Annotated in this window: 25 protein-coding genes, 1 other RNA gene and 1 pseudogene; 17 read left to right on the top strand and 10 right to left on the bottom strand. The window is 64.2% G+C overall.

Features of this window, described 5'->3' with window-relative positions; genetic code table 11:
• Positions 1-14 precede the first annotated feature (14 nt).
• From H156_RS16460 to H156_RS16055, 4 genes are all read left to right on the top strand, one after another.
• Positions 15-458 carry a beta/gamma crystallin domain-containing protein gene (locus tag H156_RS16460; protein ID WP_017365549.1) on the top strand — a complete coding sequence of 148 codons (444 nt, stop codon included), beginning with the start codon at positions 15-17 and terminating at the stop codon, positions 456-458.
• Positions 459-594: 136 nt separating this feature from the next.
• On the top strand, positions 595-879 hold the full coding sequence (locus H156_RS17050; RefSeq protein WP_017365548.1) for a hypothetical protein: 285 nt from the start codon (positions 595-597) through the stop codon (positions 877-879).
• A 33-nt stretch (positions 880-912) separates the two neighbouring features.
• Entirely contained in the window at positions 913-2,091 is a 1,179-nt protein-coding gene (locus H156_RS0110595; RefSeq protein ID WP_017365547.1) for an NAD(P)/FAD-dependent oxidoreductase, read from the top strand.
• 55 nt (positions 2,092-2,146) lie between these two features.
• Positions 2,147-2,377, top strand: coding sequence for a DUF2934 domain-containing protein (locus H156_RS16055; RefSeq protein WP_017365546.1), 231 nt, complete (start codon positions 2,147-2,149; stop codon positions 2,375-2,377).
• A 3-nt stretch (positions 2,378-2,380) separates the two neighbouring features.
• On the opposite strand, the gene H156_RS0110585 is transcribed toward H156_RS16055, so the two are convergent.
• The 4 genes from H156_RS0110585 to H156_RS0110575 all read right to left on the bottom strand — a co-directional run bounded on the left by H156_RS0110585 (position 2,381) and on the right by H156_RS0110575 (position 4,292).
• A complete protein-coding gene (locus H156_RS0110585; RefSeq protein WP_017365545.1) occupies positions 2,381-3,031 on the bottom strand; it encodes a response regulator transcription factor in 651 nt (216 codons plus the stop codon).
• 88 nt (positions 3,032-3,119) lie between these two features.
• The gene (locus tag H156_RS0110580; RefSeq protein ID WP_017365544.1) at positions 3,120-3,722 is read right to left on the bottom strand and encodes a 5-formyltetrahydrofolate cyclo-ligase; all 603 of its coding nucleotides are present in this window, start codon (positions 3,720-3,722) and stop codon (positions 3,120-3,122) included.
• A 19-nt stretch (positions 3,723-3,741) separates the two neighbouring features.
• Positions 3,742-3,925, bottom strand: a non-coding RNA gene (gene ssrS / locus H156_RS16760) — 6S RNA.
• Between the two features lie 73 nt (positions 3,926-3,998).
• Complete coding sequence (locus H156_RS0110575) at positions 3,999-4,292, bottom strand: cell division protein ZapA (protein WP_010961975.1); 294 nt, start codon at positions 4,290-4,292, stop codon at positions 3,999-4,001.
• Between the two features lie 128 nt (positions 4,293-4,420).
• Here H156_RS0110575 and H156_RS0110570 point away from each other — a divergent pair, with 128 nt between their 5' ends.
• From H156_RS0110570 to H156_RS0110530, 9 genes are all read left to right on the top strand, one after another.
• On the top strand, positions 4,421-4,957 hold the full coding sequence (locus H156_RS0110570; RefSeq protein WP_010961974.1) for a YecA/YgfB family protein: 537 nt from the start codon (positions 4,421-4,423) through the stop codon (positions 4,955-4,957).
• Positions 4,935-6,275 carry a Xaa-Pro aminopeptidase gene (pepP, locus tag H156_RS0110565; protein ID WP_017365543.1) on the top strand — a complete coding sequence of 447 codons (1,341 nt, stop codon included), beginning with the start codon at positions 4,935-4,937 and terminating at the stop codon, positions 6,273-6,275. The genes H156_RS0110570 and pepP overlap by 23 nt, the downstream gene beginning before the upstream one ends.
• A complete protein-coding gene (gene ubiH, locus H156_RS0110560) occupies positions 6,272-7,477 on the top strand; it encodes a 2-octaprenyl-6-methoxyphenyl hydroxylase (RefSeq protein WP_017365542.1) in 1,206 nt (401 codons plus the stop codon). The genes pepP and ubiH overlap by 4 nt, the downstream gene beginning before the upstream one ends.
• A gap of 203 nt (positions 7,478-7,680) precedes the next feature.
• Positions 7,681-9,219, top strand: a complete 1,539-nt coding sequence (locus H156_RS0110555) for a Re/Si-specific NAD(P)(+) transhydrogenase subunit alpha (protein ID WP_017365541.1) — start codon at positions 7,681-7,683, stop codon at positions 9,217-9,219.
• Between the two features lie 18 nt (positions 9,220-9,237).
• Entirely contained in the window at positions 9,238-10,635 is a 1,398-nt protein-coding gene (gene pntB, locus H156_RS0110550) for a Re/Si-specific NAD(P)(+) transhydrogenase subunit beta (RefSeq protein ID WP_017365540.1), read from the top strand.
• Between the two features lie 58 nt (positions 10,636-10,693).
• A complete protein-coding gene (locus tag H156_RS0110545) occupies positions 10,694-11,128 on the top strand; it encodes a DUF29 domain-containing protein (protein WP_010961969.1) in 435 nt (144 codons plus the stop codon).
• A gap of 172 nt (positions 11,129-11,300) precedes the next feature.
• Positions 11,301-11,954, top strand: coding sequence for a hypothetical protein (locus tag H156_RS0110540; protein WP_017365539.1), 654 nt, complete (start codon positions 11,301-11,303; stop codon positions 11,952-11,954).
• A gap of 113 nt (positions 11,955-12,067) precedes the next feature.
• On the top strand, positions 12,068-12,433 hold the full coding sequence (locus H156_RS0110535; protein WP_169570114.1) for a hypothetical protein: 366 nt from the start codon (positions 12,068-12,070) through the stop codon (positions 12,431-12,433).
• Positions 12,434-12,527: 94 nt separating this feature from the next.
• On the top strand, positions 12,528-13,301 hold the full coding sequence (locus H156_RS0110530) for a DUF4410 domain-containing protein (protein ID WP_010961966.1): 774 nt from the start codon (positions 12,528-12,530) through the stop codon (positions 13,299-13,301).
• 17 nt (positions 13,302-13,318) lie between these two features.
• On the opposite strand, the gene H156_RS0110525 is transcribed toward H156_RS0110530, so the two are convergent.
• Entirely contained in the window at positions 13,319-13,579 is a 261-nt protein-coding gene (locus tag H156_RS0110525) for an FmdB family zinc ribbon protein (RefSeq protein ID WP_010961965.1), read from the bottom strand.
• A 117-nt stretch (positions 13,580-13,696) separates the two neighbouring features.
• Here H156_RS0110525 and H156_RS0110520 point away from each other — a divergent pair, with 117 nt between their 5' ends.
• Together H156_RS0110520 and H156_RS0110515 are read left to right on the top strand one after the other, a co-directional pair.
• A complete protein-coding gene (locus tag H156_RS0110520; protein WP_017365536.1) occupies positions 13,697-14,293 on the top strand; it encodes a nicotinamidase in 597 nt (198 codons plus the stop codon).
• Entirely contained in the window at positions 14,290-15,639 is a 1,350-nt protein-coding gene (locus H156_RS0110515; protein WP_017365535.1) for a nicotinate phosphoribosyltransferase, read from the top strand. Before H156_RS0110520 ends, H156_RS0110515 begins: the two co-directional genes overlap by 4 nt.
• Before the next feature lie 65 nt (positions 15,640-15,704).
• Here H156_RS0110515 and H156_RS0110510 read toward each other — a convergent pair whose 3' ends face one another.
• Positions 15,705-15,914 (bottom strand): hypothetical protein, encoded by a 210-nt coding sequence (locus H156_RS0110510; protein WP_017365534.1) that lies wholly within the window; start codon positions 15,912-15,914, stop codon positions 15,705-15,707.
• On the opposite strand from H156_RS0110510, the gene H156_RS0110505 reads away from it, so the two are divergent.
• Entirely contained in the window at positions 15,906-16,103 is a 198-nt protein-coding gene (locus H156_RS0110505) for a choice-of-anchor tandem repeat GloVer-containing protein (protein WP_017365533.1), read from the top strand. The two genes, H156_RS0110510 and H156_RS0110505, sit on opposite strands and share 9 nt — an antisense overlap.
• Positions 16,104-16,205: 102 nt before the next feature.
• Here H156_RS0110505 and H156_RS16755 read toward each other — a convergent pair whose 3' ends face one another.
• Positions 16,206-16,331 (bottom strand): DUF1902 domain-containing protein, encoded by a 126-nt coding sequence (locus H156_RS16755; protein ID WP_017365532.1) that lies wholly within the window; start codon positions 16,329-16,331, stop codon positions 16,206-16,208.
• Between the two features lie 33 nt (positions 16,332-16,364).
• Positions 16,365-19,076: an MMPL family transporter gene (locus H156_RS0110500; protein ID WP_017365531.1), complete on the bottom strand. Its 2,712-nt coding sequence runs from the start codon at positions 19,074-19,076 to the stop codon at positions 16,365-16,367.
• Between the two features lie 371 nt (positions 19,077-19,447).
• Here H156_RS0110500 and H156_RS17520 point away from each other — a divergent pair.
• A pseudogene (locus tag H156_RS17520) lies at positions 19,448-20,020 on the top strand (bile acid:sodium symporter); the annotation flags it as partial.
• Between the two features lie 111 nt (positions 20,021-20,131).
• Here H156_RS17520 and H156_RS0110490 read toward each other — a convergent pair.
• Both H156_RS0110490 and H156_RS0110485 read right to left on the bottom strand, forming a co-directional pair.
• Positions 20,132-21,517, bottom strand: coding sequence for a sulfotransferase family protein (locus tag H156_RS0110490; protein ID WP_017365529.1), 1,386 nt, complete (start codon positions 21,515-21,517; stop codon positions 20,132-20,134).
• A gap of 371 nt (positions 21,518-21,888) precedes the next feature.
• Positions 21,889-24,213: a nitric oxide reductase activation protein NorD gene (locus H156_RS0110485; protein WP_238536871.1), complete on the bottom strand. Its 2,325-nt coding sequence runs from the start codon at positions 24,211-24,213 to the stop codon at positions 21,889-21,891.
• Between the last annotated feature and the right edge of the window lie 183 nt (positions 24,214-24,396).

The raw sequence follows: 24,396 nt of genomic DNA, 5'->3' as shown, positions 1-24,396 counted from the left end.
GGCAAGGAGGACATATGAAGAAAGCGACATCGGTCGGGCCTGTCGGGCTGGTGGCGTTCGTGTGGCTGCTGGTGGGCTCCACCGCCCAGGCGGCACCCCGTTCCGGCGGCTGCTGGGTGGACATTTACAGGGGGCCGGACTATACGGGGACCAAAGTCCGGGTGTTCGGACCAGTGGAGATGGCGAGCCTGAAGAACCTTGAGGGTGCAGACTGGAACGATGCGATCGAAAGTCTGGAAGTCGGCCCGGGGGCGGAGGTGAGTGTGTACGGGAGCGAAAACTTCGCTGTTCCCTCCGGCCCGGTTTACCATGAACAGGAAATCCGGAGCTGGGGAGGCAAGGACGAGAATTATCGCAGCCAGGTTGCGACTTTCACCGCCGGACACAGGGTGCATCACCTCGGTGAATACGGTTTGCACGACCAGGTCAGCGCCCTGAAGGTCCGCTGCGTGGATTGACGTCTCTGGGCGGTCGATGAAATGAACACCCGGCATGTCGCTCCTGCCGATTGGGTCGGATTCTGCGAGGAACTCAGCCGTCGGCACAGGGGGGTGACGACCAGCCCCGGAGACAAGCCGCCGGCGGCGGATCACGATGTGGCCGCCTGTCGCGGAGGAAGGGGGCGTCGTACGCGAGGTGCGGTTGCGACGCCTGTCGTTCGAGCCGAAGGAAGGCAGTGCGTCGGTATCGCTGGGGGAGGGATCGCGGCACATCACCCGATCGATCGCAGACGTGGCAGCGGTCGGCGTGCGGGAGGCGGAGCGGGACGTTCATGCGGGCCGCCGCATCGATAGCGCAGGTCATGGGGCCAGGATACCGAGGCTCCGTGCGCCGGCTTCGCCCGGTCGTCTGGACGGACTTTTTGCACCGTGGCTCTGACTTTTTTTCGACTGTGGAGTGAGGAGAGCGATCGTGCACAGTTGCAAGTACCTGGTCATCGGCGGCGGCATGACGGCGGATGCAGCGATCCGGGGTATTCGCGAGATCGACGCGCAGGGCTCGATCGGCCTCATCGGCTCGGAACCGCACCTTCCCTATAAGCGCCCGCTCCTGTCCAAGGGGCTCTGGCTGGGCAAATCCTTCGACCAGATATGGTACGGCACGGAGACCTGCGGGATCAGCGCTTTCCTGGGGCGGACCGTGACCCGTCTCGACTTGGCTGAAAAATCCGTCACCGATGACGAAGGCACGAACTACCGGTTCGAGAAGCTGCTGCTGGCCACGGGCGGACGGCCGCGTCGTTTTCCGTTTGGCGGCGACGACATCCTGTACTTCCGTACCGTCGACGATTACTTCCGGCTGCGGACGCTGACCGAGACGCGACGGAAGTTCGCCGTCATCGGCGGTGGCTTCATCGGGTCGGAGATCGCCGCCGCCCTGGCCTCGATCGGCAAGGACGTCGTGATGATCTTTCCGGAGGCATGCATCGGTGCCCGGGTATTTCCGGGAAACCTGTGCCGGTTTCTCGATGGCTATTACCGGGACCAGGGCGTCGAACTGCTGAGCGGCCGCACGGTCACTGGCCTGGTTCGGGAGGGCGACGGACTCCGGCTCGCGCTCGGCGAGACCGGTGAAGAAGTCCTCGTGGTAGACGGCGTCGTCGCCGGCATCGGTATCGAGCCGGAGACTCGGCTTGCCGAAGCGGCCGGGTTGCCGGTAGAGGGGGGCATCGTCGTCAATGACTTTCTGCAGGCCGGGCATCCCGACGTGTACGCCGCTGGCGATGCCGCGTCTTTTTTCAGCCCGGTGCTTGGGCGCCGGATGCACGTGGAGCACGAGGACAATGCCCGTACCATGGGGCGGCTGGCCGGGCGCAACATGGCCGGGGAGGCAAGCCCCTACCGGCATCTTCCCTACTTTTATTCCGATTTGTTCGATCTGGGTTACGAAGCGGTAGGGGAACTGGATTCGAGGTTGGAGACCGTGGAAGATTGGTCCGAGCCCTATCACAAAGGGGTGGTCTACTACCTGGATCAGGGGCGTGTGCGCGGCGTACTACTGTGGAACGTCTGGGATCGGGTGGAAGCCGCTCGTGCGCTGATCGGGGAGCCGGGCCCCTGGGGGGCCGGAGATCTGGCCGGAAGGCTGTGACAAGGAGGAAACGAGGAGGAAATTTTTTTCTGATCCGATGAAGAGGTGAGACACCATGGCAGCAACCGTATTGTCGCGACCCATCAAACCCGTTTCCTGCGACGAGCCGGAGATCGCGCCTCTGCCGCCCGATCCCGACATGCTGCATGCGCTGATCGCGGAAGCGGCGTATTTGCGTGCCGAAAAGCGCGGTTTCGTCGGAGGCAGTGCACTGGAAGACTGGTTGGAGGCGGAGAAGGAGGTGTTGGCGATGCAGGAGAGGTTATCGATCCCCACACCCGATTGAGGCTCAGTCGGTTTCGAGCAGAAGGGCGATTCGCACCAAGTCCGCCAGGGTCTCAGCCTGCATTTTCCGCATCACGTTGGCACGGTAGATTTCGACGGTCCGGTGGCTGATGGCGAGAGATTTCGCCGTGTCCTTGGATGAATAACCCTTGACGGTGCAGTGCAGCACCTGCTTCTCCCGCTTGCTGAGTCGGGCGTACTGCGCTGCGGCTTCCGCCTGTCGGCGCCGGTGTTCCCGGCTCTTCAAGTCCAGGGCGATGGCTTCCCGCAGCCGGCTCATGAAGTTCGCATTTTCGAAGGGTTTTTCGATGAAATCGAAGGCCCCGCTGCGGAAGGCTTCCACCAGCGCCGGCACATCACCCTCGCCCGTGATGAAAATGATTGGAGTTCGTATCCCTTTGTTACTCAGCGTCTTCTGCAGTTCCAGGCCAGAGATTTCCGGGAGTCGCAGGTCCAGCAGAATGCATCCATGGGTATCGGGCGTGCAGTAATCCAGAAAGTCCTTCCCTGTGGCGAAGCAGCGTGCCGGCAGGCCCTCGGATTCGACCAGGACTTTCAGCGCATCGCGCACCGCCGGCTGACCATCGACGATATGGACCAGGGGTTCCGTCCTGCCATGCAAGGAGCTGTTGCGGATGTTCTGGCGGGTGGGCATAAACGGCTCTCCATGGCGGCCGGCAAAGATCGACCGGCCTGCCGCAAAGGCAAAAATACTCCGCCTTCCGGCAATTTTCCAGCATGGCTCACGGGGAAGCGGACCCACGGCCGGGGAAGTGGTAGATGCCCGCTTCGGTAACCGCGGTATCGAGCGGGACGTCCCAGGGTCGGGCCTCCAGCCGTTCGACCTTCTGGCCTTCGAAAGCGAGGCCGATCAGGCGAGGGGAGGCACGCGCAGGTTCTGCGAGCCGGAATGCGAAGGTTCGGTCATAGTAACCGCCGCCCATGCCGAGGCGATGACCCCGCGGGTCGAATGCCACCAGGGGCACGAACACGAGATCGAGCTCCCTGGCGTCGGTGATCATCCGGCCGTCGATGGCGGGTTCCGGGATGCCATAGCGATTGGGACGCAATGCCGCCGGGCCAACGTAGGGACCGAACCAGAGCGTGTGTTTCCGCAGAAGGGGGATGAACGCGGTGCGGCCGCGCTCGCGGAGGTATTCGAACAGCGCCGTCGTATCGACCTCGCCGTCATTGGGTAAATAGGCTGCTATGCGGGCAGCGCCATCGAGCCAGCCCGCATCGATGCAACGGCCGGCTATCAAGAGGCTGGTGCGGCGGACATGGGCAGGAGACTGGGCACGTCGCCACTCACGGATGCGGGTCCGGATATCGGCAAGCGTGTTCATGGAAGGCGGGTGGCAAAGAGTATTCCCCGTTTGCGCCGTAGCATGCTTTCGCCCTTGAACCAAACGGTTCAGGTGGGACCAGAGGATGCCGAATCAGGCTTTCCGCTCGGAGCGGACTTGCGCACATCGAACACCCGGAAGTCCCGGGGTTTTAGATTAGGCTCAAAGAGTAACCCAGCATGCTTCGAGCGTTACAGGGAATACTGGCGGTCATTGTACCCGAACCAATGGCGCACGTGAGAGACTTGACACGTTAGAAAAACCATGTTCCCGGGGTCAGCCGTTCCAGCCGCCGCCCGATCCGAGTGAACCCATGGCATGCTGACTGGCGAGGCTCTGGTTCAGCAGCCGGATTTCTTGCTGAGCCTGGACCAGTTCGTGGGCAATATTCAAGGCCGCCATGATGGCGATGCGTTCGGTGCCGATCACCCGGCCGGTCTCTCGGATTTTGCGCATTCTCTCGTCGAGGAAACGGGCGGCGATCAGCAGATCGTGCTGCTCATCTTCGGCGCAGCCGATGGGATATTCCTTGCCGAGAAGCTGCACTTTGATGGGGCGATGTTCGCTCATGGCGCGTATTTCCTGGAGCTGGGGAGAAATCTTGAAGGTTGCGGGATGGCCGTCCGGGCTTGGGTACCGACTTTGTCCCAAGGGGTGGTAGCATAATGAAACATCCGCAAGTTCGACAAGTCATCTCCATGCACGAGAGTCCTTCCTATGAGGAAATCCAGGCGATATTCCTCAATCATCACGTTCCTGCCAGTGCCGCCGAAGCCCACGGCACGCTGGCGGGCCTTTTGTGCGTCGACGGCCGGCTCGATTGCGGGCAGTGGCTGAACGCCGTGTTCGGTGAAGACAAGGCGGGACTGGCTCCGGACGAGCGGGCGTCTTGCGAAACCCTCTGCAAGCGGACGCGCGAGCAACTGGATGCTTTCGACTTCAGCTTCGAACTGTACCTGCCGGACGATGACCATCCGATGACCGACCGCGCCCGCGCATTGGGGGAATGGTGCCAGGGATTCCTGTACGGTCTGGGCTATAAGCTCGGCGGCAGCGACTGGCCCGGCGAGTGCCGCGAGGTGCTCGACGACATCCTCCAGCTTTCCCGTCTCGACGCCGAACACGCGGATGAAACCGACGAGGAGGCCTATGCGGAGCTGACCGAATTCGTCCGCGCGGGGGTTCAACTCGTCCGCAGCGAGTTCGAGCAGAATGCCTCTCCCCAACTCCACTGAACAGCCCGTGTTGCCTCTGTCCGAATTCCAGCAGCGGCGCCAGCGTCTGCTCGATCGCATGAAGAAGCGGAGCGTCGCCCTGATCGCCGGCGCGCCCGCCGTGGTGCGCAACCGTGACGTGGAGTTTCCCTACCGTCAGGACAGCGACTTCGCTTACCTCACCGGCTTCGCCGAGCCCGAATCGCTGGCGGTGTTCATTCCCGGCCGGAAAGAGGGCGAGTTCGTGCTGTTCTGCCGTGAATTCGACGCCAAGACGGCCGTCTGGGTGGGGCGCAGCGCCGGGCTGGAGGGTGCCCGCGCGGTGTTCGGGGCGGATGAGGCCTATCCGATCACCGAGCTCGATGCGCTGCTGCCCGGCCTTTTGGAAAACCACGAAACCGTGTATTACCCCATCGGGCGTCAGTCCGAATTCGACGCCCAGGTGATGCGGGCGATCAACAACATCCGCAGCCGGGCGCGCAGCGGCGTCGGCGTGCCGGAACGGTTCGTCTCCCTCGACAAGCTCCTGCACGAGCAGCGGCTGTTCAAGTCTGAGCATGAGATTGCCCTGATGCGGCGGGCCGCCGAAGTGTCCGCCGAGGCACACAAACGGGCCATGCGGGTTTGCCGCCCCGGCATGTACGAATACGAGATCGAGGCGGAAATCCTGCACGAATTCACCCGCCACGGCATGCGCTCACCCGCCTATCCCTGCATCGTCGCCGGCGGCAACAATGCCTGCACGCTGCACTACACCGCCAACGACGCGGTGCTGCGCGATGGCGATCTGCTGCTGATCGACGCCGGCGCCGAGCACGACCATTACGCCGCCGACATCACCCGCACCTTCCCGGTCAACGGTCACTTCAGCGAAGCCCAGCGCGCCCTGTACCAACTGGTGCTGGAAGCGCAGCTGGCGGCGATAGCAGAAGTCAGGCCAGGCAGGCGCTGGAACGATCCCCACGATGCCGCGGTGCGAGTGTTGACGAAAGGGCTCGTCGACCTGGGGTTGCTCGAAGGCAAGCCGGCCAGGCTCATCAAGAGCGAGGCCTACAAAAAGTTCTACATGCACCGCACCGGCCACTGGCTGGGAATGGACGTCCACGACGTGGGCGACTACAAGGCCGGCGGCCACTGGCGCAGGCTGGAGCCAGGGATGGTGCTCACCGTCGAGCCGGGGCTCTATGTGCCGGAGGATTGCAAGGAGGCTGATCCGCGGTTCCGGGGCATCGGCATCCGCATCGAGGACGATGTCCTGGTGACCGAAGCGGGTTGTGAGATACTGACTTCCGGCGTGCCCAAGACGGTCGCCGAGATCGAAGCGCTGATGCGGTCATGACGAATTTCGATTACGACGTCCTCATCATCGGCGGCGGACTGGCCGGTGGCTGCCTCGCTTTGGCTTTGGCCGGTTCACCGCTCAAGGTGGCCGTGGTGGAGAGCAGTACGGAGGCCGAGCGCCAGGCGGCTCCCGCCGGCGCGCGCGCGCTGGCACTGGCCCGTGGCACCGCCCGTATCCTGGAGACGCTGGGCGTTTGGGCCGCGGTCGAGCCGAAAGCCACACCGATCCGCCACATCCATGTCTCGGACCGAGGCCATTTCGGCAAGACCCGGCTCAGTGCCGAACGCGAGGGCGTCGCCGCCTTGGGGTATGTGGCCACGGCGCGGGACGTCGAGGATGCCGTCATTGGCGCCCTGCATGCGGGATCGGTCGAGCTGATCCAGCCCGCCCGTCTGATCGGGCTGCGGGCTGGGCCGGACTCGGTCCACGTCAGCCTGAGGCGCGGCGAAGAGGCGCTGACGCTGTCCGCCCGTCTCGTCGTCGGCGCCGACGGCAGCGACTCCACGGTCCGCCGCTTGCTGGAAATTCCCCAGATCGTGCGCGAATACGGACAGACGGCCTTGGTGTTCGAGGTCTCCTGCGAACTCGAACACCGCAACGTCGCTTACGAGCGCTTCACCTCGTCGGGTCCGCTGGCCGTGCTGCCGCTCGGGCGGCGGCGTTGCTCGGTGGTATGGACGCTGGCGCCGTCCGACGCCGAGGAACTGCGCGCCGTGCCCGAAGGAGAATTTCTGGCCCGCCTGCAGGATGCTTTCGGCTACTGGCTGGGGACGCTGGGTCCGGTCGGTCCGCGTCAGAGTTTTCCGCTCAGGCTGATCCGTGGCGGCCGCATGGCCGACGACCGGGTGGTGCTGATCGGCAATGCCATGCATCAGCTCCATCCGGTGGCGGGACAGGGCTTCAACTTGGGCTTGCGCGATGCCGCCCGGCTCGCCGAACGTCTGATCGTGAAACAGGGGTTCGGCGAGGACATCGGCGACCCGGCTTTCCTCCACAGCTATGCCGAGGCTCGTCAGCGTGATCTGGGCAGCACCGTCGCCTTCACCGACAGTCTGATCCGGCTGTTTTCCAGCGATTTCCCGCCGCTCGCGCTCATGCGCAACATCGGATTGCTCACGCTCGATTGCCTGCCGCCGGCCAAGCACCTGCTGGCCCGCCACGCCATGGGGCTGGCCGAGCGTCTGCCCCGCTTCCGCTGATCCTTCCCGTTTTTCTGTCTGGAAAAAGGTTGACCCGGCTCCACTTTGCCGGTATTAAGAGGGCGGGCGCTCGGCGCCCGATTTGCTTTTGTCAATCCAGACTCACGAGATGGGGTGTTTCCTCGGGGTGACGGCGCGCCGCTTGCGGGCGGCTTTCATGCGAGGCCCATCTTCCAACCAGAACAGGGATAAGGAGTGGCTGCATGCGAATTGGAATACCGAAGGAGATATTCCCCGGGGAGCGCCGGGTAGCGACCACACCGGAGGTGGCCGAGAAAATAATGAAGCTTGGATTCGAGGTCGCGGTCGAGTCGGGTGCCGGGGACGCGGCGAATTTCTCCGACGACGCCTTCCGGGAAGCGGGCGTCGCCGTGGTCGAAAACGCCGCCGAGCTCTGGGCGGGGTCCGATATCGTACTCAAGGTACGCGCGCCTTCGTTTGCCGAAATCGAACTGATGCGGGAAGGCGGCTGCCTGATCAGTTTCATCTGGCCGGCCCAGAACCCGGAGCTGATGGACAGGCTGGCCGCCACCGGCGGGACCGTGCTGGCCATGGACAGTGTTCCGCGGATATCCAGGGCGCAGAAACTCGACGCCCTGAGCTCCATGGCGAACATCGCCGGCTACCGTGCAGTGATCGAAGCGGCCCATCATTTCGGCCGTTTTTTTTGCGGCCAGGTGACGGCGGCCGGTAAGGTGCCGCCGGCCAAGGTCTTCGTCATCGGCGCCGGTGTGGCAGGGCTGGCCGCGATCGGGGCCGCCAGCGGTCTGGGCGCCATCGTCCGGGCGAACGACACCCGGCCGGAAGTGAAGGACCAGGTCAAGTCCATGGGCGCCGAGTTCGTGGAAGTGGAATACCAGGAGGAGGGTACCGGCGTCGGCGGTTACGCCAAGGTGATGAGTGAAGGTTATCAGAAGGCCCAGGCCGAGATGATCGCCCGCCAGGCCATGGATGTCGATGTCATCATCACCACCGCTCTCATTCCCGGCAAGCCCGCACCCACGCTGATCACCGCGGGTATGGTCAAGTCGATGAAACCGGGCAGCGTGATCGTCGACATGGCGGCCGAACAGGGGGGCAACTGCGAGCTGACCGTCCCCGGCGAGGTCGTGGTGCGCCACGATGTCACCATCATCGGTTACACCGACCTGCCCAGCCGCTTGGCGCGGCAGTCCAGTACGCTCTACGCCACCAACCTGCAGCGTCTGCTCGAAGAGCTGTGCCCACAGAAGGACGGTACCATCGTGGTGGACATGGACGACGAAGTGATCCGTGGGGCGACGGTGATCAAGGATGGGACCATCACCTGGCCGCCCCCGCCGCCCAAGCTCAGCGCGGCTCCACCTCAGATGGCTACGGCCGCGCCACCCGTCGTGGTGGAAAAGAAGCCGCTACTGCCGGCCTGGGCCAGAACCGGCCTGGGTATCGCCATCGGCGCATCGATCTTCTACCTGATCGGGGCCAATGCCCCTGCCGCCTTCATCGAACATTTCACCGTGTTCGTGCTCGCCTGCTTCGTCGGCTATATGGTGATCTGGAACGTGACGCCGGCATTGCACACCCCCCTGATGAGCGTCACCAACGCCATCTCCAGCATCATCGCGATCGGCGCACTGATCCAGATTTCCTCGCCCGGCACGCTGATCATGACGCTGGCCGGGCTGGCCATCGCTCTGACGGCGGTCAACATGGCGGGTGGATTCTGGGTGACCCAGCGCATGCTACGCATGTTCAGAAGATAGCAAGGACGGGAGAGGATCATGTCTGAAGGTTTGGTTACGGTCGCGTACATCGGCGCGACCATCCTGTTCATCCTCAGTCTGGGCGGGCTGAGCCATCCGGAAACGGCGAGGCGGGGGAATTTCTACGGCATCGCAGGCATGGCCATCGCCATCCTGGCGACCTTGCTGGAGCCGAAAGTCACCAGCTACGTGCCGATCCTGATTGCCATGCTGGTCGGCGGCAGTGTCGGCGTATATGCCGCGATCAAGGTCAAAATGACCGAGATGCCGGAACTGGTCGCGCTCATGCACAGCCTGGTCGGCCTCGCGGCAGCCTTGGTCGGTTTCGCCAACTACTTCGACCCGAGCGCGCACTTCAGCGGCGTTGAGAAGACCATCCACGAAACGGAAATCTACATCGGGATTCTGATCGGCGCCGTGACCTTTTCCGGATCGGTCATCGCCTTCGGCAAGCTGTCCGGCAAGATCACCGGCAGACCCGTCCTGCTGCCGGGACGCCACTGGCTCAACCTGGGGCTGTTGATCGCTGTCATCGTGGTCGGCAAACAGTTTCTCGACGCCGATTCGACTGCGACCGGCATCGTGCCTCTGAGCATCATGACCGGGATCGCGCTGCTGTTCGGCATCCACATGGTCATGGCGATCGGTGGCGCCGACATGCCCGTGGTGGTATCCATGCTCAACAGCTATTCGGGCTGGGCCGCTTCGGCCACGGGTTTCATGCTGTCGAACGATCTCCTGATCGTTACCGGGGCGCTGGTGGGCTCGTCCGGTGCGATTCTGTCCTACATCATGTGCCGCGCCATGAATCGCCACTTCCTCTCGGTCATCGCGGGGGGGTTCGGCACCGAGGGTGGCACCGCCGGCCCAGGTATCCGGCCGGAGGGCGAGGTGCAGCCGATCAGTGCCGAGGAAACCGCGGAGCTGTTGCGCAGCGCCCGCAGTGTGATCCTGGTGCCCGGCTATGGCATGGCGGTGGCGCAGGCCCAGCATACCGTGTATGAAATCACCAAATATCTGCGGGACAAGGGCGTCAATGTGCGTTTCGCCATCCATCCGGTGGCGGGCCGCATGCCCGGACACATGAACGTGCTACTGGCCGAAGCCAAGGTGCCTTACGACATCGTGTTGGAAATGGACGAGATCAACGAGGATTTTCCGGACACCGATGTGGCGATGGTCATTGGCGCCAATGACATCGTCAATCCCGCTGCCCAGGAGGATCCCAACAGCCCCATCGCCGGCATGCCGGTGCTGGAGGTCTGGAAGGCGGGTACTTCCATCGTTATGAAGCGCTCCATGGCATCCGGCTATGCCGGCGTCGACAACCCGCTGTTCTACAAGGAGAACAACCGGATGCTGTTCGGCGATGCCAAGAAGATGCTGGACGAAGTCCTAGCGCACCTGAGGGGATGAGCGGCAATCCGCGGGGCGGTAATTTCCGTCCCGCGCTCCTGACGACGAGGGTCATCGTGTGAACGCCAGTCTCTACGAACGTGATTTTTTCGGCTGGACTCAGCAACAATCCGAACTGCTGAAAGCGGGTCGGTTCTCCGAACTGGATACCGAGCATCTGTGCGAGGAGATCGAGGCCATGGGCCGCAGTGCGCGACTGCAACTGACCCGACGCCTCGAGGTACTGCTGACGCATCTGCTGAAATGGAGGTACCAGCCCGAGTTGCACGGCCAGCGATGGGAGTCGGCCATCCTCGACCAGCGCAGGCGCCTTGCCAAGCTGATCGACGCCAACCCGAGCCTGAAACCCGCTCTCCATGTCTGTTTTCTCGAGACCTATGACAACGCTCGCTTCAGCGCCATGATGGAAACGGGGCTGACCCTGGAAGCCTTCCCGGCTCAGCCGCCTTTCGATCTCGTGGAGGTGCTGGATCCGGATTATCTGCCCGGCTGAGCGCTCGAGGACCATTGCCTCACGGTGTGTTGCGGGTTCCCCCGTCCGGGTCTATAGTCGGGGCGGCCAGAGGTAACCCACACGAGAATTTCCAGTTTCACGCGAAAGGTCGACACCGGCCAAGGGATGCACGAATGCCGGAATCATGAGCCTCAGCCCAGGAGACGCAGCCGTGTTCAAGAAAATCCCGTTCCTCGTCGTTTTCCTTGCACTGTCAGGTTCATTGGCGATGTCTCCGCCGGCCGGCGCCGCCGAGCCGAACGGACTCTACACGCCGCACGGTCCCACGGCCATCAAACTGAACGCTCCGCATGTCGCCAAGGTCTCGCTTACCAGTCCGGACGTCGCCGTTTTGAATGCCTTGCTCAAACTCGGCTTGCCCATGCAGTTCTCCCCGGCGGTCAACGGGCAGGACAACTTCCTGATGACGATCAACAACCCGCTCGACAGCGGTAAGCCCATTCAGCTGCACGGCGTCTGGTCGATGCTGACCTCGTCCAGGTTCCAGGTCGACATCGATTTCCGGGAGCTGATCGCCGCGGTGCAACAGCGCGGCGGCGGCGTGACGGTCACCCGCAATTCATTTGCGGGTAAGGTCCTGGACAACGGCAACCTCAAGGGTGCCTACGATTTGGGCCTGATCATTTCTCTCTCCGGGACCAGCATGAATCTGAGAGCTGCCGGCACCTACGTCGCAACCCCGCTGCTGCTGGCGGCCACGCGGGCGGAAGGGCCGGAGGCGGTCACACAGGATTCCACGGCTTCCGCCAACGCCATCACTCTGGAGCGGTTCGTCCTCAATGTCCTTGAAGAAGGTCCGCAATAGAGCGGCCGTCGAGAAAGCATCCTCCCGCCTATCCCGGCCTGGTCCGCACCATTGGTTTTTTTGATCCGGACCGGGCCTGACTTCCTCGCCTGTTTCGTGCAAGTCCGAACGTGATGAAAATACCGGCCTCGCTTCGGCGGGGGTTGCTGTCGTCCCTGGTCGCATCGGTTGCGGGTTGCACGACGATCGTCGACCGGTTCAGCGGGCGCAGCGAGTCCTGCGAGATTCTGCGCGACGGCAGTCCCGCAACCGCCCGGATCGTCGGCCTCGCGGATACCGGCATCACCATCAACCAGAATCCGGTGGCCGAATTCGTGCTGGAAGTCCAGCCGGACCGAGGTCCGCCGTTCGAGGCGAAAACCGAGGCACTCATCCCCCGCCTGGAGGTACCCTTGATCCAGCCGGGCCGCACGGTTCCGGTCAAATACGATCCGCAGCGGCACGACCGGGTAGCGCTGGATCTGTGGGAGTGCGACTGAACGCGGGAGCTGTGGTGGGTCGAGTCCGGCGGGCGTCATCATCGGCCGGAGGATGCCCGAATTTCTCGGCTTTTTGAAATCTTGAGGAGAGTAAATGGTGCGCCGTATTTCCCTTATGGCTCTGGTTTGTTTGAGTGTAGCGGTCGGCGGTTGCGGAGCGGATCGCAGCCGTAAGCTTCTGGGCGGTGTAGATGTCCGCAACGAACAGCTCGGCGCGGTCAGGCCCGGCGAAGGGCCGAGGACGGTATATGTCGCCGATTTCACGCTGGATGCCGAAAACATCCAGAGCGATCCCGGCGTCAAGGGATTGCTGCCGGGGCAGTCCCAATCCCAGCGCCCGGGCCTGCTGGGCGGGCTCGGCCAGCGCTTGAGGGGTACCTTGGGTGCAGGAAGTCCCGGCGACCGGGCCCGTGAAATCGTCGACGCCATGGCCGCCGCGCTGGTGAAGAGCCTGTCGGACAAGGGCGTTCCGGCGCGACGCATCGCTTCCACGACCGGGGCCTTGCCGCGCGACGGCTGGCTGGTGCAGGGCATGTTCACCGAGGTCGATGAAGGCAGCCGGCTCAAGCGCGCGGTAATCGGTTTCGGAGCCGGGGCGACTTCCATGGACGTGCAGGTCGGCGTGAGCGATCTCGCCGGCAAGGACCCGCGCCAGCCCTTCATCATGTTCGGCACGGTGAAGGACCCGAGCAAGATGCCGGGCGCGGTGGTGACCATGAATCCCTATGTCGCCGCCGCCAAGTTCGTGATGGAGAAGAATGCGACCGGTAAAGACATCGAAAAGACCGCGGAACAGATCGTCGACGAAATCCTGAAATACCGGCAGAAGTTCGAAGACGAGGCGCGGGCCAACCGGACCGCGCCCTAAAAGTCCTTCTCCGCCCGTCAGTCGAGTCCGCAGGCTCCGGCGCCACAGCAGGGCGCGCCGCTCTGGCAGGGAGGCGCTTCCGGGTTCTTGAGGGCACCGGAGCGGACGATGCCGCCGCCGGTGATCAGTTTCCTGACCGGGGTATCGAGCGGGGTATCGCCCACGGCCAGCCCGGCGCGCTCGCACACTTCTCCCCAGGTCGTCAGGCGATCGTTCATCGGATGACTGACTTCCACGACACTGTCGTTCGCTTCACAAAAATAATCGTATCTCGGCACGGCGTTTTCCTTCCTGCATTTCAAGGATGCGGCATTTATAGGGGCGGACGTCGGAAAACTCAATCCGTCCGCTTTCGCTCCGGCGTATCATCTCGTCATCGTGAAGGAGTGGCTGAAATGAACACCAAGACTTACGCCTACCGTCTTTCGCCGGGTGATGCCTTGATCGTGGTCCACGTGCAGAACGACTTTCTGCCGGGCGGCAGTCTTGCCGTCCCCGGTGGGGACGAGGTGATTCCGGTCCTGAATCGGCACATCGCACGCTTCGTCCAGGAAGGGTTGCCCATCATCGCCACGCGCGACTGGCATCCGCCGGACCATTGCTCGTTCCATGCCCAGGGCGGACCCTGGCCGCCGCACTGCGTGGCCGGCAGCGCGGGAGCGGAGTTCGCGCCCGGTCTCGCGCTACCCGAGGACGTTCCCGTCGTGTCCCAGGCGACGTGGCCGGACAGGGAAGCCTACTCCAGTTTCGAAGGCACGGATCTGGCCTACCTTCTGCAGGAAATCGGCGTTCGCCGGTTGTTCATCGGGGGCCTGGCGACCGACTATTGCGTGTTGCGTACCGTGCTCGATGCCCGGCGTCTGGGCTTCGACGTCGTCGTTCTCGAAGACGCGGTGCGCGCCGTCGACGCGGAGCCGGAAGACGGTCGCCGCGCGTTGGCCCGGATGAGGGAGGAAGGTGCGGAATTCGCCGACTGCAAGGATTTCGAATGAGCCTGCCGATCGACAGCGTCCTGCTCACCGACCTCTATCAGTTGACGATGCTGCAGGGCTATCATGCCCAACGCATGAACGGGACTGCGGTGTTCGAATTCTTCGTCCGCAAGCTTCCCGGTGGGGACGAGCCCAAACGCAACTTCCTGGTCGCGGCCGGGCTGGAACAGGCCCTGGATTTCCTGGAAGGCATGCGGTTCCGGCCCGACGAGATCGAGTGGCTGCGCGCCAGCGGACGGTTCACGCCGGATTTCGTCGACGCCTTGGCCGCGCTGCGCTTCAGCGGCGACGTCGATGCCATGCCGGAAGGCACGGTGTTCTTTCCCGGCGAGCCGATATTGCGGGTGACGGCGCCCCTTCCCGAGGCCCAGCTGGCCGAAACCCGGCTCATCAACCTGCTGCATTTCCAGACCCTCATCGCCTCCAAGGCGGCGCGCATGACCTTGGCCGCGCCGGGCAAACTGCTGGTGGATTTCGGTCTGCGCCGCGCCCACGGCGCCGAGGCGGGACTCCTGGCGTCCCGCGCCGCCTGCCTCGCCGGGTTCGCTGGCACTTCCGACGTACTCGCCGGCCGGCTTTGGGACTTCCCGCTGTACGGCACCATGGCCCATTCCTTCATCCAGGCCCACGACGACGAACTCGCCGCCTTCGAGCATTTCGCCCTCGCCCAGCCGGACAACCTGGTGCTGCTGATCGACACCTACGACACCGAAGCCGCGGCGGAAAAGCTCATCCCCCTGGCCGAACGCCTGGCTGCCAAAGGAATCCGCATCCAGGGCGTGCGTCTGGACAGCGGCGACCTGGCCGAGCACGCCCGCCGGGTCCGGCGTATCCTCGACCGCGGCGGTCTCGGCCAGGTCAGCATCTTCGCCAGCGGCAGCCTCGACGAATACCTCCTGGCCGCGCACACCGCGGAAGCCGTGCCGATCGACGGCTACGGCATCGGCACCCGTATGGATACCTCGTCCGACGCACCCTATCTCGACTGCGCCTACAAACTCCAGGAATACGCAGGCATCCCCCGGCGCAAGCGTTCGGAAGGCAAGGCGACCTGGCCTGGCCGGAAACAGGTTTACCGGTATTACGACGCCGAGGGGAAATTGCAGCGGGACAGCCTGACGTTGGTCGACGACGCGCAGCCCGGTGAACCGCTGCTGCGCCCGGTGATGCGCAACGGCCGCCGACTCGCAGCAAGCCCGCCTTTGCAGACCCTTCGATCCCATGCGATGGAACAGCTCGGTCGCCTGCCGGAAGCGTTACGCCGCCTGTCACCGGCGCCGGCTCATCCGGTAGAGATCGCGGGACGATTGAAGTCCCTGGTTCAAGCGATGGATGGCCATAGCTGACGGGGCCGTTGGAAAGCCGGTCATGTCGAGCGGGCAGGGGCCCGAAGCGGAATAATCGAACCCCGTCAAGGCAGACCCGCCCGTATCCCTCCATACACCGCGGCGCCGGGGACGCCGAGGATGTAGGTATCGGAGGTCTGGTTGTTGGTGATGTTTTCGCCGCGGACGTAGAGGGTGAGGCGGGGATCGACGATGTAGTTCAGTGTCATGTTGAAGCACAGGGCGTCGCCCATGCGGATGTTGCGGCCGTGTGCCGCGACTTCGACATGGCGCACGGTTCGAGTCCTTACGCCGCTGCGGCCTTCGGTCCCGAAGGCACGCTCTACGGCACCGCCTGGAACGGCGGCGGCTCCAACATCGGTACGGTGTACCGGATCGACCCGGCCCAGGGGTTCGGCGTGCTGCACGATTTCGGGCAGAGGTCCGGTATTTGTCCCGGCCTCGCCGCGCTTTTCGGGCTGTAGGGCGATGCCGAAGGCGGTCCGCCAGCGGCGTCCGGATGAGGTGCGCGCTTTTTCGGAGAGAAGGAACAGCAGAAAAAGCAGTGTGATGGGTTCCGGTTCGGATCAGGGGCTGGCCGCCAGCCGTGCGTCGTGATCCCGGCTTCCGGCGTGCCCTGCTGCGTTGTCGGACGTCGCTATCCAGATTTTCGCCTGGTCGTCCCATTCGGCCCGAACGAGGATCTTGCGCATGTTTTGCTCCTGTTCGGCAGATCGGCCGCTGGTTCATGCTGGGCCGGGAGTCTCCCCATGGAGTCGATCGCAAGGAAATCGTTTCAACCGGCCCAGATGCTCCGTCTGCGCCAGCAACGCCGGCAGCACGATCATGCTGCACAAGAGCGTGGCGAGGATGCCGATGCTCAGCATGATCCCCATGCTGGCCATGCCGAGATGGGGCGACACCGCGAGGTTGCCGAAGCCGCTGATGTTGGTGAGCGCGCTCAGCACGACGGCCAGGGCGGTGCTGGTGTGCAGGAGGATGCCGTCCTTCGGCGGCGCGGTGCGGAAGCGGTGGACCATGTGGATGCAGTTGTCCACCCCCATGCCGAACACCAGCGGCAGGGCGATGATGTTGGCGAAGTTGAAGGGGATTCTCGCCAGCGCCATGGCCGCTCCCGTCAGCAGGGAGGCCAGCAGCAGCGGGAGCAGGACCAGCGCCACGTCGATCTTTTTCTCCATGGTCAGGAACAGGATCACGGTGATCGCCACGATGGCGTAGGCGAAAGCCTGCAGGAAGGCCGTCACCACGGCGTCGCCGGATTCCAGGAACAGCACCGGCACCCCCGTGGCATGCGGCACCACCTGCCGGACCTGGTCCACGAAACGGCGCATGGCTTGCGGGTCGTGCAGGTCCTCTTTCGGCCGGATTTCGACCCGCCGTATGCCATCCTTGGTGATCCAGCGGGAGCGGAAGTCGTCCGGCAGGTCGCCGATATCGACCCGGCGGGCCTTCAGGGCGTCCGCCAGCCGGTCCAACTGGCCGTCGAGCCCGTCCACCAGGATCTGGGATATCCGCGCCACGGTTTCGGTTCGGGCCTCGCCCTGTGTGGACTGGATGCGTTCGGCCAGCCGGGCCTGTTCCGCCGCGAGGCGGAAGCCGGCCGGCGCGTCGGCGGCGTCGGGGTGGGCCGAGAGGTGAGCCGTGAGGGTCGCCAGGAACCGGCGCACGGCCGCGGCCTCCTCGTCGGGCGCGGGCCGCGGCTTGGTGGCGCCCGATGCCGGCTGCGGCCCCAGGGTCAGCGCCATCTGGTCGATCAGGTCCAGTTTTTGGTCCTGGTCTTCCGGCACGAAATCCTCGAGCGTCAGAACCTTGTCCACCACCGGCAGCCTTTCCAGCCGCTGCTTCATGGCCGCCGCTTCTCCGCCATCCTTGGCCAGCGCCGCCAGGAACCAGGGTGAATTGGAGCCGTCGGCCAGCAGTTCGCGGAAGGTCCGGACCGATTCGGCGGAGGGGTCCTGGAGGTTGAGCGGGTTCTGGTCGAAGCGGGCCGACTTCAGTGGCACGAAGGCGAGGGCGGCGACGATGGCCGCGGCGACCAGAACGCCCCGCGAATGGCGCAGCGGAAAAGTCAGGAGACTCCGCTGCCAGTGCGGCGGTTCCTCATGCCCCGCATGGGGGCCGAGGTAACGTGAAGGGCGTCGGAGGCCGAGGAAAGCCGGGAGGATGGCGAGTGTCACGAACAGGCTGATGAACATGCCGGCGCCGGAAATGATCCCCAGCTCGGCGACCCCCCGGTAGCTGGTGGGTACGAAGCAGAAGAAGCCGACGGCGGTGGTCAGGGTGCCGATTTCCAGCGATCCGCCGACGTGGCGGACGGCGCGTTTCAGGGCGCTGCGATGGTTGTGCGAGCGGCAGGCCAGCTCGCGGTAGCGCAGGCTCAGATAAATGGCGTAATCGGCGCCGATGCCGATGTACATCACGGAGAAGGCGACCGAGATCAGATTGAGCTGGCCGAGCGCCAGGGCGGCGAAGGCAGCGGTGAAGATCAGTCCGAGCACCAGGCCGATCTGCACCGCCAGCACCAGCCACAGCGACCGCAACCCGATCAGCATGACCAGGCTTACCCCCAGGAACGAACCGAGGCTCGCCATCTGGGCGCCGATGCTGGCGCTCTTGAGTTCGTCCACGGACAGGGCGGCGGCACCGGTGAGCCGCATAGCGACGCCGCTTTCTTCCAGGCGCAGTTCCTTGCCGGTCTGGCGGATCGCCGCCATGAGATTTTCGCCGGGCGCCAGCGAGCTGTATTCGATCCGCGGCATGACCTCCAGCAGCACGCGCCTGTCGGCGGGCTTGGCGTCCTCGCCGGCCATCAGTTCGATCCAGGACAGGGGCGTTCCGGAGCCGTCCAGATAGCCGCGGAGCGCCGCGGCGAGGCGGCCGAACACGGCGGCGAAATCGATGTCCTTGTCCTCGCCGGTGCGCAGGGCCCGCTCCAGGAGCGAGAACACCCCGCGGAGGCTCCGGTCGGTGGACACCTCCGCCAGGAATGGCTGTACCCTGGCCAGGTGATCGGACATTTTTTCCAGGTCCGCGGCGTCGTCGAACAGCAGGCCGTTCTCGCGGAAGAACCCGCTTTCCGGTGGATAGAACACCCATTCGAACTGGGCGGAATCCTCGCGCAGCCGGTGATAGAGCCTGGCCGCCGCATCCCGCGCCTGGTCCGGCGTCGGAGCGTCGAGGACGATGACGATGGAATCGCGGAACTGCGGGAAGGCCCTTTCGTAGGCCAGTTTGTCCTGACGCCACGGCAGTTCGTCCGACAGCACATTGCCGGGATAGGTGTTGATGCGGAGGTTGTGGATCGTGTAGTTTACCGCGGCTATGGCGGCGAGGATCGAAAAGGCGATCACCGCCACGGCGTGGCGCATCGAAAAATAGAACCAGACGGACAACAGGCGGTCGATGCGGGTCCGCAGGCGTATTTTTCGCGTGATCAAAACGTGCCTCCTTTTTGAGCTATCCCGTTAGGCCGCGCCGAGCATCGCAGCTTTCGGCGAGGACAGCCCGAAGGGGAGCCGCAAGGAAGCGGCTCGTCCATGGAGGGGCAGGAGCCCCTTCGATGGACCCTCGTCGAAAGCGAGAAGCGCAGGAAGCTTTCGCGGCCTCCGGGCGGTTGTTCTTTGCGTACTTTCTTTTGGCCGTCCAAAAGAAAGTACGTCGGCCGTGGGTCCGAAAACCCACATCTAATAGGCTTCGCGCGCGTTTCATATTCAAATTCTTTTAGCGTGTTTGTTCCGCCGTCGATTGAAATGGTATTCCAGCCGTCAGGAAAGACGGTGCCAGATTCTGCCTTTTCCTCTCATCTTCCGTGCCCCAAACTCTTCCGATACAGCCTGAGCTTCTGATCCGCGGCCTGACCATGGCTTCCCTGGGAGGGCTGCTGCTGGCGGTCGGTCTGCGGCTCGAAGTCGCAGCCGTCATGTCGGCGATTCGAGGCTGCCGTTGGTCCGTCGTACTGCCGCTCAATTTCATCGCGGTTCCCCTCCTGGCTTATGGTCTGGCGCGTGGCTTCGCTCTTCCGCCGGAATATGCGGCCGGGATGCTCTTGCTGGCCGCCGCACCCTTCGCTCCGGTGGTGCCGGTCTTCGTGAAGATGGCGCGGGGCGATCTGGCGCTGGCGGCCGGTTTGACCGCGATTTTTCCCGTGTTCGCCATTGTCCTCACGCCGCTGGCTTTCGATGCCGGTTTCGCGGCCCTGGGCGGTGGCGCCACGCTCAGGTTCAATTATCCGAATCTTCTGGCGGTGCTGTTCTGCACCGTCAGCATGCCGCTCATCGCAGGCATGGCGCTCAGGTTCGGACTGCCTGGGTTGGCCGGCCGCCTGGTCCGGCCTCTGGATATCCTGGCGGAGGCGGCGGGAGCCGTGTCCCTGGCATTCGTGACCTGGATCGAATCCGGGACCCTCCTCGCGACCGGGTGGAAACCCCTGCTGGCCTTCGTTCTGGCGGGAGAACTGTCGTTCTGGCTGGGCTACGCCTTCGGCGGGCCGGACTCACAGGGCAGGCGAGTGATCGCATTCGGCACAGCCAACCGCAACATCGCCCTGGCCATCATCGTCGCCGTCGAGAGCTTCGCCGGCACGCAGGCGGTGGCGGTGGTGGTGGCCGACGGGCTCGCCCTGATCCTCCTGGGGCTCCTGCATGCCGCGTATTACCGCTTGCTGGCCGAACGCCGAGGATCGCCGGTGCCCGCCTGGAACAAGCGTCTGCCCTAGGCTTTCCGTCTGCGGCTTCTGGCTGGAGGTCTTCTCTCCGTCCAGGCCGTGGCTTTCGATCACCGGCCCCAGCTCCTGGCGTATCCACTGTTTCGACAGCCCGAATTCCTCCAGCGAATAGCGATGGGTGCTCTGGAAGGTGCGCTGCCGCTCGGTGAAGTCCTGCAGCACCGCCCGGTAGGATCCGGTCACGTTCCAGCCGAAGTGGCGGTAAAGGGCGGCGACCGTGCGGCCCGGATCGGCCCGGAGATCGCGGTAGTCGATGCAGTAATAATTGGCGGGCTCCACCCGCGCGCGGAACCGGTCCAGATGCCGGTACCATTCGACTGCCAGGGCGGCGTAGGCTTTCGACTCGGCCCCGTCCTTTTCGATTTCCGGCGAATGGGTCTGCCAGACCGGAACGAACAGGCTGACGTGGGACGGGATGGCTTCGTCCGGGTGGCGAACGATGGTGATGAATCGGGCATCCGGAAACTCCTCTGCGATCGACTCGATGGCGCCCGAAGCGTGGGTCGACTTGACCAGCAGGGTGCGCCCGCCGCCGTTGGCGTAGACATGGCGCTGCATGCAGGAGCGGTAATAGGCCATCAGCTTGCGGCGGGATGCCGGCGGAAGGGCATCGGGAAAACCCACTTCCCAAAGCGGCTCCACGAAAGGAAACAGCATGAAGATCGCCTCGGAAGCGAATGCGTAGAGGAACAGCGCCTGGTCTTCCTCCGGCTGGTCCAGGCGCATCCGGTGCATCTCGTCCCAGCCGCCGAACCACTTCCGCTCACAGCCTTGCATCAGGCGCCGGATCACGCCGCCGCACTTGGCGTCGATCCAGGCCAGACCGTTGAAGACGGCCTGAAAACAGATGCTCGGAAAAATGGTCTGGTACATCTTCCAGTGCACGAAGCGCTGCTCGTCCGCGCAGAGCACACGCTGCAGGAAGGAGGTCCCGCTCCGGGGCGGGGCGATCACGAATACCGGCCGTTCGACGCTGGTTTTTCTGAAGCCGGGGAAAAAGACGTGATCCAGCAGGCGGCCGAGTGCCACGAAAGCCACGAAGGCGAGGTACAAGGCGGAAAAAAGCAGCACGTAGAACCAGCGTCTGAGCCGGAAGGGCCGCTGGAACAACGCCAGGCGCAGGGCTTTCAGAAAGCCGCGGTAATTGAAGAACATGGGGCTGCCACTGAGAGGTTTCGGTGGGCGCACGCCTGGCTTCGCGGGCCATCCGGTCCGCGTGATCTATGCCAGTGGGCGTGTCCGCATCCCCTTGGACATGGCCCGGGACCGGCAGTCGCTGGTTTCACTCGGCGCCGCAACGGTCCGGGCGGAAGGGACGAGAAGGGGTGCTGTATGGCGGGTGTTTGAGCGGTTCCATTATTCTTTTCTTTGGTCGGCAGGTTTCATTCCGCGGGCGTTTGACCGGCCCGGTCCGCGATCAGCCATGCGTGGCGAGAGTAATTTACTAGAACTTCGATTGTTTTTCGCTCTCAAATGATCTCGATCCGAACGATGGAGTCGTCGGCTTCGCCGCGCCGGGGTTTTTTTCAGGCCGTCAGGCCGGCGAACAGCATGGGCAGCCGTTCGGGCAGGCGCTGGACGTGGTCCACGACCGTATAGCGGTTGGGGCCGAAAATCCGGGAGACGTAAGCGTCGGCATCCGGGTCCAGCGTCAGGCAGTAGGTCATGATGCCCGAGGAGGCCAGTTCCTCGACTGCCTTCTTGGTGTCGAGGCGGAGATACTGCGGGTCGCGCTCGTCGATGTCGGCCGGTTCGCCGTCGCTGACCAGGAGCAGCAATTTCCTCTGCTGGGGCCGATGTCGCAGATGGTGCGCGGCATGACGCATGGCGGCGCCCATCCGGGTGGACAGCCCGCCCTTCATCCCGGCGATACGGGACTTGGCCTGGTCGTCGAAAGGCTGGTCGAAATCCTTGAAGCGGTAGTACTGCACGTCGTGGCGGCCGTCGGAGGCGAAGCCGTGGATGGCGAAGGGATCGCCGATGCCGTCGATGGCCCAGGCCAGCAGGGTGCAGGCCTCGCGTGCCAGCTGAATGATTGGCCGATCGCTGCCGGGCAAGGTTTCGTTGGTGGATTCCGACAAGTCGAGCAGCAGCAGTACCGCGAGGTCGCGGGTCTTGCGGATCGTGCGGATGTTGATGCGGGGGTCGGGCATCTCGCCCATGCGGATGTCGATCATGGCCCGGATGGCGGCGTTCAGGTCGATCTCGTCGCCGTCTTCCCGCCGCCGTTGGCGGATCACGCCCTGCGGCTGCAGGGCGTCGATGATGTGCTTGAGGCGGCTGGCGACGGGCTTGTATTCGAGCAGGATCCGTTCGACGAGAGCCGGGTCGTCCTTGGCCTGGCGCCGCTCCAGCACGGTGGCCCAGTTGGGGCGGTGCAACTGGACCTGGTAGTCCCATTCCGGATAGTGGTAAGGGTCGCTGACCGGTTCCTTGCCTTCCAGTTCGTTGATGGTGCAGCCTTCCTGATCGAGGTAGAACGGCGTTTCCAGGGTCCAGACTTCCTGGGCGTCGTCCCCGGCCAGTTCGCAATCGATCTCGTCGATCATCTCCATCAAGGATACCTTCCTGCGTACCTGGCGCTGGCTGGCGGCGATGTGGTCGGCCTCGGCCCATTCGGTCTCGCCGAAGGTCCAGAGGAAGCGGTTGTCGTCCCGGTACGGCACGCCGAAGCTTTCCAGGACGCGCAGCGAGGGCAGGCCCCACCGGTCCTTGATGCGGTTGGAGAGGGTGACGCCCAGGTCCCAGCTCAGCCGGTTGTCGGCCGGATCCTTGGCCAGCGCGGCATGGAAGGATTCGCGCAGCTCGGCCACGATCGGATCGTCGGCTCCTATCCGTTCATCGAGCAGAGCGTGAGCCAGCCGCTCCAGCCAGAGTACCATCGGGTCGGCGTTGCGGTCGCTGCCGAGGGCGGCTTCGAACAAAGGCGCCCAGAGCTGTTTGAGCCCGGGGAATTCGCGGATTGCCAGCGCCTCGACGCGGGCGTCCTCGAACAGACCGATCAGGAACATCTGCACCGGCGTCAGTTGCTCCGCGGACAGCGGGCGGATGGTGTAAGCCAGGTGGGCGGCGGCATGGGCGGCGGTTGCCCGGTAGAGTTCCTTGCCCGATACCGGGCCGAAGTCGTCGTACGCATCGGGCACGAAGATCACCCCGTGTTCGATGTACGGTTTGTAGCCTTCGCGCGTCTCGAAATCGCCAGAGGTGGGGCGCAGGTAGAAATCCCTGCCCCACAGCGCGCGCAGGTAGAAGTTGAGCTTGCGCTGGGTGTCGACGAACAGGGTGCCGCGCCGCTCCTGCTGCAGCACCGCCAGGCTGTCGGCAGTCTCCAGGGCGAAGTATTTTGCCAGGGTCTCGAAGTCGCGGGCATGGGCCTGAGCGCCCCACAATGCCCAGCGCCGCAGTCCCCCCAGGGTCAGTTTGTCGAACAGCGGGTCGAGGTGGTCCAGCATCGGTCGCAGGCCCCGCGGTGCCTTGGCGGAAAGCTGGTGGATCAGGCCGAGGTACTGCCGCAAAAGCTCGCCGTCGCCCAGCCGCCGGGCTGCGGTGGGAAGGCTGTCGAACAGCCGCTCGATCACCGCCCCGCTGACCATGGACGCCAGTTTCATCACGCCGCTGACGACGTCCGCGATCACCTCGTCGCCGACCTCCTTGCACACCAGCGGCATCTGCTGGACATAGGCCAGCACCAGCTCTGCGCCGCGCCCGAGTTCCGACAAGGCCCGGGCGCCCTCGATGTAGTTCTTGAGGGCGCCCGGCGACATGACCCGTGCGGCTTCGTGGAAGCTCGCCTCCAGCGTGTCCTTGACGCGAGGATCGAGTCGTTCGAGATGTTCTTGGTAGTCGCTCAAGTTCAAGCTCATGGGGGCCTCACTGGTCTCGGATACCATTGTCAGGCAGCTTACTGGAAAGGGCGAGGACAGCAAAGGCTCCAAGGGGCGTCGTCGCCTCGTATTTCCGTGCCGCGCGTGCCTTCAATGACATCGCTCTTCTTGATGGGGCCATGGGAGAGCAGCGAGATCACGCCAACCGCT

The sequence above is a fragment of the Methylococcus capsulatus str. Texas = ATCC 19069 genome, assembly GCF_000424685.1.
GTDB lineage: Bacteria > Pseudomonadota > Gammaproteobacteria > Methylococcales > Methylococcaceae > Methylococcus > Methylococcus capsulatus.
The sequence above is the reverse complement of the archived record's forward strand: the minus strand, read 5'-3'. Positions and strand labels throughout refer to the sequence as shown.

What these genes read in the sequence shown, in the direction of transcription:
- H156_RS16460 (WP_017365549.1), top strand. Translation starts at nt 15, where the DNA reads ATGAAGAAAGCGACATCGGTCGGGCCTGTCGGGCTGGTGGCGTTCGTG.
- H156_RS17050 (WP_017365548.1), top strand. Translation starts at nt 595, where the DNA reads ATGTGGCCGCCTGTCGCGGAGGAAGGGGGCGTCGTACGCGAGGTGCGG.
- H156_RS16055 (WP_017365546.1), top strand. Translation starts at nt 2,147, where the DNA reads ATGGCAGCAACCGTATTGTCGCGACCCATCAAACCCGTTTCCTGCGAC.
- H156_RS0110585 (WP_017365545.1), bottom strand. Translation starts at nt 3,031, where the DNA reads ATGCCCACCCGCCAGAACATCCGCAACAGCTCCTTGCATGGCAGGACG.
- H156_RS0110580 (WP_017365544.1), bottom strand. Translation starts at nt 3,722, where the DNA reads ATGAACACGCTTGCCGATATCCGGACCCGCATCCGTGAGTGGCGACGT.
- H156_RS0110575 (WP_010961975.1), bottom strand. Translation starts at nt 4,292, where the DNA reads ATGAGCGAACATCGCCCCATCAAAGTGCAGCTTCTCGGCAAGGAATAT.
- H156_RS0110570 (WP_010961974.1), top strand. Translation starts at nt 4,421, where the DNA reads ATGCACGAGAGTCCTTCCTATGAGGAAATCCAGGCGATATTCCTCAAT.
- pepP (WP_017365543.1), top strand. Translation starts at nt 4,935, where the DNA reads ATGCCTCTCCCCAACTCCACTGAACAGCCCGTGTTGCCTCTGTCCGAA.
- ubiH (WP_017365542.1), top strand. Translation starts at nt 6,272, where the DNA reads ATGACGAATTTCGATTACGACGTCCTCATCATCGGCGGCGGACTGGCC.
- H156_RS0110555 (WP_017365541.1), top strand. Translation starts at nt 7,681, where the DNA reads ATGCGAATTGGAATACCGAAGGAGATATTCCCCGGGGAGCGCCGGGTA.
- pntB (WP_017365540.1), top strand. Translation starts at nt 9,238, where the DNA reads ATGTCTGAAGGTTTGGTTACGGTCGCGTACATCGGCGCGACCATCCTG.
- H156_RS0110535 (WP_169570114.1), top strand. Translation starts at nt 12,068, where the DNA reads ATGAAAATACCGGCCTCGCTTCGGCGGGGGTTGCTGTCGTCCCTGGTC.
- H156_RS0110530 (WP_010961966.1), top strand. Translation starts at nt 12,528, where the DNA reads ATGGTGCGCCGTATTTCCCTTATGGCTCTGGTTTGTTTGAGTGTAGCG.
- H156_RS0110520 (WP_017365536.1), top strand. Translation starts at nt 13,697, where the DNA reads ATGAACACCAAGACTTACGCCTACCGTCTTTCGCCGGGTGATGCCTTG.
- H156_RS0110515 (WP_017365535.1), top strand. Translation starts at nt 14,290, where the DNA reads ATGAGCCTGCCGATCGACAGCGTCCTGCTCACCGACCTCTATCAGTTG.
- H156_RS0110505 (WP_017365533.1), top strand. Translation starts at nt 15,906, where the DNA reads ATGGCGCACGGTTCGAGTCCTTACGCCGCTGCGGCCTTCGGTCCCGAA.
- H156_RS16755 (WP_017365532.1), bottom strand. Translation starts at nt 16,331, where the DNA reads ATGCGCAAGATCCTCGTTCGGGCCGAATGGGACGACCAGGCGAAAATC.
- H156_RS0110490 (WP_017365529.1), bottom strand. Translation starts at nt 21,517, where the DNA reads ATGTTCTTCAATTACCGCGGCTTTCTGAAAGCCCTGCGCCTGGCGTTG.